We start from the raw sequence: 7,018 nt of genomic DNA, 5'->3' as shown, positions 1-7,018 counted from the left end.
GGGCGGAAGCGGGCGGTAGCCGATGGGCAGGGTCATGGGCGGACTCCGGAGTTCGATGGGAACGGTGCCCGGAATGGCGCCCGTTTTTTTCCATTCTCCCCAACTCCGTCCGGAAGTTTCGTACCCCGCATTACTTTGTAAGAATTTTCAGGTCGGATCCCGGTGGAGTGGGATGGGGTCGTACATGTTGCTGGAAATGTTTCCAGTCCAGTGCTCGACAGGTGAGCCAGTGCGTCAAAGTTCAGAGGGGAAAGGTGGGGAACCTGGTTCCACCCGGGCGTCGTCCTGAGAGGACAAACCTCATGGGCGGAATGTTGAGTGGGGCGGGCGACTCTCGGTCGTTGAGAGCGCCTCCGGCCCCTTCCAGGTGTCGCGAGGAGGGATACGCGGTGGGGCGGAATCCGGTTACAGGGGCCCCCTCGCTCCACAGCCCGACGGTTCCGTCCCCCTGGCGTGTAGGGGAGACGGGCGCTGTACGGCGGAGCAACCCAGGAGCAATGCCCGGAAAAGCGCGTCGATGGACCCGACGCGCGATTCCAGCCGGTTTCAGTTGGCTCAGGGGGCCGTGAGTCTCACGAGGGTGCTGCCGTTTCCCACCGCCCCAATGCGAGTGGGTGACGGGCCGTCCAGCGAGGACAGCAAGGTGGTCCCTGAATACGCGATGGTCCACCCAGATCCATTGTAGAAGTGGATGTCCCCTTCAACGGTGGCGACGTAGATGCCCTTTTCACTGAAGGCAAGAACGTCCCGAATGGCGATCGTCGTTGTTCCATTGGCTTCGGTGAGCGGGGGCAGGGCAATCCAGGCGCCTCCACTCCTCTTGAAGACCAGTCCATTGTCGCCTGCCGCGTAAGCGAATCGGCTATCCGTCACATGGATGCCCTTGAGATGCCCGTCGAAGGTTCCGCCCAGGGATTCCGGCTTCCACGTGGAACTGGCCGTTTCATAACGGTAGGCAACTGCCTTGCTATTGGAATCCCCGCCCACGGCTAGCAACGAGCCCTCGGTCTGGGCGCTCGCGATCGCCCGAAGGTTGCCGGGAACAGTGCCGAAATCAGAGAGGTTCTCATTGACTGGACTGTAAGGCGGCTTCCACTTGAAAATTTTGCCACTGCTCGAAACCGCATAGGCAGTGGCTTCGACACCGGGACGCTCAATCCCTGTAATGCCATGGAGCGACGGCGAGCCAGGCACATCCGGTGCGAAACACGGCGCAGTGGGGTTGTCGGGGCGACGGGTCATTATCTCTCCTGACACGGCGACGGCAAAAACGCGTCCGTCCGCAGTTGCCCATACCGCCTTCCAATCTTTCTTACAGGAAGCATCCGGATACAGCGTTGACGTGCCCGCCGTGTTGTCCAGATGGACGAGCTTGTTCATCCCGACGATCCATGCTTTTCGCCCCTCATCGTAAATGGCGATGGCCGTCAGGTTCTCAGTTCCTTCAACCCCTGCGTTTGTCGTCCAGGTGAGAGTGCCGCACCCCTCGTCCACCTGGCCGGAGCAGTTGTTGTCCAGCCGGTCACAGGCCTCCGTCAGCCCATTCCGGACGTAGACCGAGCTCTCATCGCAGTCGTCTGACGTGGAGGCACTGCCAGTCACAGGTGACTTACAGAAACTCCCCACGGACTGTCCCTTGGAACCGTCGCCGTCGTCGTCCACGAACCAGGCCACCGGATTCTGCCCTGCGGATCGCACACAGGTATTCTGGCTCTGAGTGGCACATGCATACGCGCCATCACACTTGAGTTCGTCCTCACAACCCTTGCCGATGTCGAAGCGCTCATCGGTCATGCCATTGCAATTCTCATCTACGCCATCGCAACGGGACTCCGACGGCCCCGGTTTGACAAACGCGTCGTTGTCGTTGCAGTCGGTGTTGTCAGCCACGAGCCCTGCACGCGGGAAACAAGACTGCACCGGGTCGCTTCCGAAGCCGTCCCCATCCACGTCCGCGTAGAAGGTCTTGATGTCGGCCGCGTCCGACTCTTCATCAACGCAGTTGTCGTCCTTGTTGTTGCACACCTCCGTGGCAATAGGGTTCACGGCACGGTCCCTATCATCGCAGTCCGTGCCTGGAATGCCGCCTTCGGTGCTGACGCTGCTGAAATATCCGTCCCCATCCGCATCAATGGCCCTCAAGGTGAGGGCCACGTCCAGCGTGCCTTCCTCGGGAACCTGCGCTCTTGTCTTCTGCGCCTCACCCACCGCAGTACCCGAACAGTCGATCTCACGCAGTTGCGTCGTCACGTTCAGCATGCGGCCCCAGTTCTTCTTCCGGAACACCGCCACCGACAGGGTGCCCGGCGTCTTGCCGGGGATCGCCACGTCGAGGCTGTTCGTGTTCCCCGCGTTGTCAGCATCCGTGGCGGTCACCGTGACGCATCCGCGCGTGAAGCCGCTGTAGCCGATGGTGAGATTCAGCGCTCCGCCCTTCCAATCGCCCATGTTTCCGTCGGCGTCGCTACACCGTTCGGGGAGTTGGTCGCACAGTTTCTGCTTTTCCAGGTCGAAGTCGGTACAGGCCACGCTCGCGAGCACGAACAGGACCAGGGCCGCCCGCAGTGGAGCGAAACTCATGGCAACCTCCCATACACAAATGCCGACCGCCCATCTGTCCCCAACTGCATGGCGACACTCTTCTCGGGAGCATCGATCAGATACATGCCCGTCGCTAGTCCCAGCCCCAATACACCCACGCCCAGCAGGCCCACGCCCGCGGCCTGCAGTGTTCGACCTCGCGACGCAGCCCGGTCCACGTCCGCGAAGTTCGTCAGGGACGGATCCGCGTTGCGAAGCTTTGACCGCTCTCCACGAGACAGGGCCCAGGAAACCCCACCCGCGACGGTGAGCGCGCCACCGGCGATCGCGGGGATATAGGCCTTGGAGCGCAAGGAACTCTTCTGCGTCTCCTGGGTCACTTGGAGGGGGGGCGCCGACGCCGACCCGACGCTGGATGAGGATGCGATTTGGGGCGAGGAGGACGGCGGAGGTTCTTCACGCGGTGCATCTGTCGCCTGGCGCGGCGTGGGCGAGGGACTGGGGGCGCCACGGCGCGTCTGTTGTGTGCGTTTCACGGCCTTCCGCAGCGATTCAAGCTGGTTCGACACCTTGGGCGACACTTTCACGGGGAACTGCGCGTCCGGCCGCAGGACCAGGGCAGACGTGAAGGCCGCGGCAGCCTCCTCCGTCCGGCTCAACTCCGCCAGGAGCAGGCCTTCCCAGAGTGACAGTTCGACGTCGTCTTCGGGTCCACTCGCCTGCCGCCGTGCCGTGGCGAGTTGGGCGAGGGCACGTTCGTACTCGAGTTCCTCATAGAGATTGGCGATGGCCTCCAGATGGATCTTCACCTCGCTACTTGGAGCCGCCAGGCTGACTGACGGCAGGATGACGAGAATGACCCAGCACAGGGTTGGTCCCAATGCCTGAGATGAACGCATGAATTCCTCCCGGAACCGGGCGGCTCCTAACATGGGGAGCATGGGAGGGGAAATGAGTGGCCATCCACTGCGCTCCCATTCCGTCTGGACGGAAGGAATTGGCTTGAAGGGGACATCGGCGGGAGGACGGGCCTTGTGACGACGTGCCGCTTCACGGGTCCAGCACCCGGGCAGATTCAAACTGCTACCGGACCTTGGATTTGAGCGACAATGGCGGACATGGCGGTCCGCCTTGCGTCCCTCGTGTGTCTCCTCGCTGCATTGCCCGCCGCCGCCAACGTGGCCGCTTCCACGCGGACGCCGGCGACCTTCACCCTGTCATCGGGGACCGCGCGCACGCGCACGGAGGTGCTCAGCGAGAAGTTGACCTTCGATTGCGCGGAGGCGGAGCAGGAGGCGGCCTGCCGCTTCGAGGCGCGCTACCGGCTGCGCAACGGGACCTCCGAGGCGGAGGTCATCGATGCCGCCTTCCTGGGAGTCCGTACGCGGGAGGTCAGCGTGCGCTTCGACGAGGAGCCTCTCCCCGTGGCAGAGGCGCAGGCGGCCGCGCTGGGCCCCATGACAGAGTCTGGAGGGCGCGCACATTCCCAAGCGGAGCGCTTCGGCTTCACCCTCACGCTTCCTCCCGGGCGGGAAGGGGACCTGGTGGTTCGCGGCCTGATGCAGCTCGAGCGACGCTTCCTGCCCTCGGGGTACGTGTGGCCCGCGGTCCAGACGCGTCATGCACTGCTGTCCTCCGGGCCGGAGGCCACGCACTGGGACATCGACTATCTGCTGGGACCCATCCGGACCTGGGCGGGCAACCCCACGCTCCACATCACGGTGCGTGTCCCTTCCGCGTGGGAAGTCGGTAGCAGTCCGGACGCATCCGCCCGCTCGTTGCCGGTGACCACGAGCTGGCGGCTCCGGCACGAGGGCGAGCAGCTGGTGGCGGAGCGGAGCCTCACGTCGGAGAGCGCTCCCGAGTGGCTCAACGTCACGCTGACGAAGCGCAAGCCGTGGTGGAATTCGGGCGGTGTGCAGCTGGGCCTGGGCGCGCGGCTCGGGGACGGTGCCCGCTTCATGGCCCGGCTCGGCTACCAGGTCGCCGCGCCCGAGTCCTTCCTGCATTCGCTCTCGGTGGAGACGGACTTTCGCGAGCAGGTCGTCCTCACGCCCCTCACGCAGTATGCGACGCCCCAGATCGCCATCATCCCGAGCCTCGGGTTCGGCCTGGGCATACCGGTGCAGGTGCTCCCAGATGCCAGGCCTGGCCTGCGGCTCCTCGCGGACCTGCATTTCGGTCCGCTGGGGGCCGCGCTCAGCTGGGACCACTATCCGGCGCTGTGGGAAGGCACGGATTCCTTCTCACAGCTCATCCTCCTGTTCCAGGTAGGGCTGTAGGCTGGCGGAATCCCTCTCACTCATTTCCTTTTCAAGATCTTACCCATCGCCTATCATGCCCTGTGCAGTACCCTATCCAGGAGGCATCACACCATGCGCAAGGCAATCATCGCGGGACTGATGGCAGCAGGGATGCTGGCGGGCTGTGGGGGCACGTCCGACGGAGATGTGTACATGTCGTGCGCCGATGGCACCACGTGTTCCGGTCCCGCGGGCACGTGCGAGGCTCAGTGCGCCTCATCCAGCGCGGACTCGAAGCACGCTTCTTGGGTCATCATCTACTGCTGCGACGGCAGCGAATGCCGCAGCCCCACCTCGGCTGCCGTTTGCTACAGCTACTGCGCGTCCCACGAAGGCATTTGCTGACGCCGGGTTGACACCTCGTTCCACCATAGTGGCCCGCCCCGAACCTTCAGGGCGGGCCGCTGCTTTTGAAGACATGCATTTCCACGCCTGCTGCTATGAATGCGTGACGCAAGAGGAGCATCATGGGAAACGCATCTGGCAGGCAGAAGCAGAAGCCGCTCATCCTCGGACCCGCTCCCGGCTCTGGCATGGGCGCCTACGCGGTGACGTTCGACACCCTGGAAGACCGCGAGCTGGCCATGCTCAAGGAGAGCGACTCCCCGGATGCCTTCTACCTGCCCTGGAAGTCGGGAGACGTCACGGAGTGCGAGATTGATCTCACTGACACCCTTACGTACTTCTTCACCGCGAACCTGAGCGGTTGCAGCCTCTGGTACAAGTTCCAGGAAGGCCGCATCCTCATCCGGCACGAGGCTCGCACCGACAGCGCCTCGCAGAACCTGCACAAGCTGGCCGGCTTCAAGTGCGTCGTCGACAGCAGCCTGAACCCGGACGACGTCCAGCTCTCGGTTGATCAGGAGACGATGGTTCGCAAGGCGCGGTATTACGTCGTCTACGCGCTCTTCGACTACGAGGCGCGGCAGGTGGAGTTCCGCGCGCAACTGGTCGCGCAGCAGACGAACCTGCTCAGCCGGCAGGAGTCCTACGAACTCGTCAAGGTCACCGCCGCCATCGTCAAGTTCCCCAAGGCCTAGAGTGTGACTGAGGGCACTGGCGAGTCCGGTGCCGGGCCATGTGCACCACCAAGGAGCCGTCCATGTCGAGAGCTGGGTTGATCCTGTCGATGTTTGTCGTTGGGTGCGGCGGGCCGGAACCGCTAGGCGAAGTAGCGAGCGAGGTCCGCCCGCAGGCCGTCGCCGGTACCTCCGAGGTGGAGCTCGCGCTCGCGCCTTCGGAGTTCCACTGCGAGGTGATGACGGAGGCCGCACGCGCCGCGGTGCCTCCGCCTCCCCCCGCCATTGAGAGGGCCGCGTCCGCCCCCCGCCTGCGCGCCGTGTGTCCGCCGGGCCAGGTGCCCATCTACCATCAGGCGGAACTCCGGACGCACAAGGCCGGTCCGCCGTTGTCCCCCGGGCTGAATGGGGCAACTGGCTCCCGGTTGCTGGCGGGCGCGTACTGGTACGCCGGGGTGCTCAAGCCCACGGACGCGTTGAGCCAGAGCGGCGTCGGAGCATCCATCCTGTTCTCCAACCCGGCGGTGTACGACCAGAGCGACATGGTGACGTCCCAGATGTCCATCGTCCGTGGCGCCAACTACCACCTGGTGGAGATGGGCCTGCGGAAGTTCTGGGACGCCTTCCCGCGACTGATGATCTCCCAGTGGAGCTACGGCACGTTCAACGACGCCGCCGGCTTCGTCCAGGTCCACGGCGTCTACGGGCCCGGGATGCCCCTCACCAGCTATTACGGGTACGCGGTCCAACAGTACATCCGCCATGACAACGGGAACTGGTGGATCTGGTTCAACGATGCCTGGGTCGGCTACTTCCCCGGCTCGCTCTGGAGTGGCCAGTTCACTTCGGGCGACATGGCGCATTTCTATGGCGAGGTCTACTCGGCGCAGAACCGGGTCCCGCCGCTCACCGATATGGGCACGGGACAGTTCTCCGGGACCTGGGGCTCCGCCTACATACACGGGATGTGCTTGCACACCGCGGGTGCCAGCTGCAACTACATCACCAACGGTTGGCGCTCCGAGACCAACGCCGCGTACTACTCCCTCTCGTATTGGAATGGCGCGGACATGGAATTCGGTGGGAACGGCGGCGGCTGACCTGTCCTGCTCCGCGAGGCCGAAGCGGAACCGCGACAGCCACGTGTGACCGTGG

The 7,018-nt window shown here is 64.2% G+C and carries 5 protein-coding genes; 3 read left to right on the top strand and 2 right to left on the bottom strand.

Annotated elements, in window-relative coordinates; translation table 11 throughout:
- Window positions 1–555 precede the first annotated feature (555 nt).
- Window positions 556–2,580 carry a putative metal-binding motif-containing protein gene (locus D7W81_RS18945; protein WP_120556799.1) on the bottom strand — a complete coding sequence of 675 codons (2,025 nt, stop codon included), beginning with the start codon at window positions 2,578–2,580 and terminating at the stop codon, window positions 556–558.
- On the bottom strand, window positions 2,577–3,440 hold the full coding sequence (locus D7W81_RS18940) for a tetratricopeptide repeat protein (protein WP_147445538.1): 864 nt from the start codon (window positions 3,438–3,440) through the stop codon (window positions 2,577–2,579). Before D7W81_RS18940 ends, D7W81_RS18945 begins: the two co-directional genes overlap by 4 nt.
- A gap of 219 nt (window positions 3,441–3,659) precedes the next feature.
- Here D7W81_RS18940 and D7W81_RS18935 point away from each other — a divergent pair, with 219 nt between their 5' ends.
- The 3 genes from D7W81_RS18935 (at window position 3,660) to D7W81_RS18925 (ending at window position 6,963) form a co-directional block, all read left to right on the top strand.
- Window positions 3,660–4,823, top strand: coding sequence for a hypothetical protein (locus D7W81_RS18935; protein ID WP_244227286.1), 1,164 nt, complete (start codon window positions 3,660–3,662; stop codon window positions 4,821–4,823).
- Between the two features lie 488 nt (window positions 4,824–5,311).
- A complete protein-coding gene (locus tag D7W81_RS18930; RefSeq protein ID WP_120556797.1) occupies window positions 5,312–5,884 on the top strand; it encodes a hypothetical protein in 573 nt (190 codons plus the stop codon).
- Between the two features lie 62 nt (window positions 5,885–5,946).
- Window positions 5,947–6,963, top strand: a complete 1,017-nt coding sequence (locus tag D7W81_RS18925) for a neprosin family prolyl endopeptidase (protein ID WP_158621627.1) — start codon at window positions 5,947–5,949, stop codon at window positions 6,961–6,963.
- Window positions 6,964–7,018 lie beyond the last annotated feature (55 nt).

This window comes from Corallococcus aberystwythensis (genome assembly GCF_003612165.1).
In the GTDB taxonomy this organism is placed as follows: domain Bacteria; phylum Myxococcota; class Myxococcia; order Myxococcales; family Myxococcaceae; genus Corallococcus; species Corallococcus aberystwythensis.
Note: the sequence above shows the minus strand (reverse complement) of the source record. Positions and strands in the feature narration are given on the sequence as shown.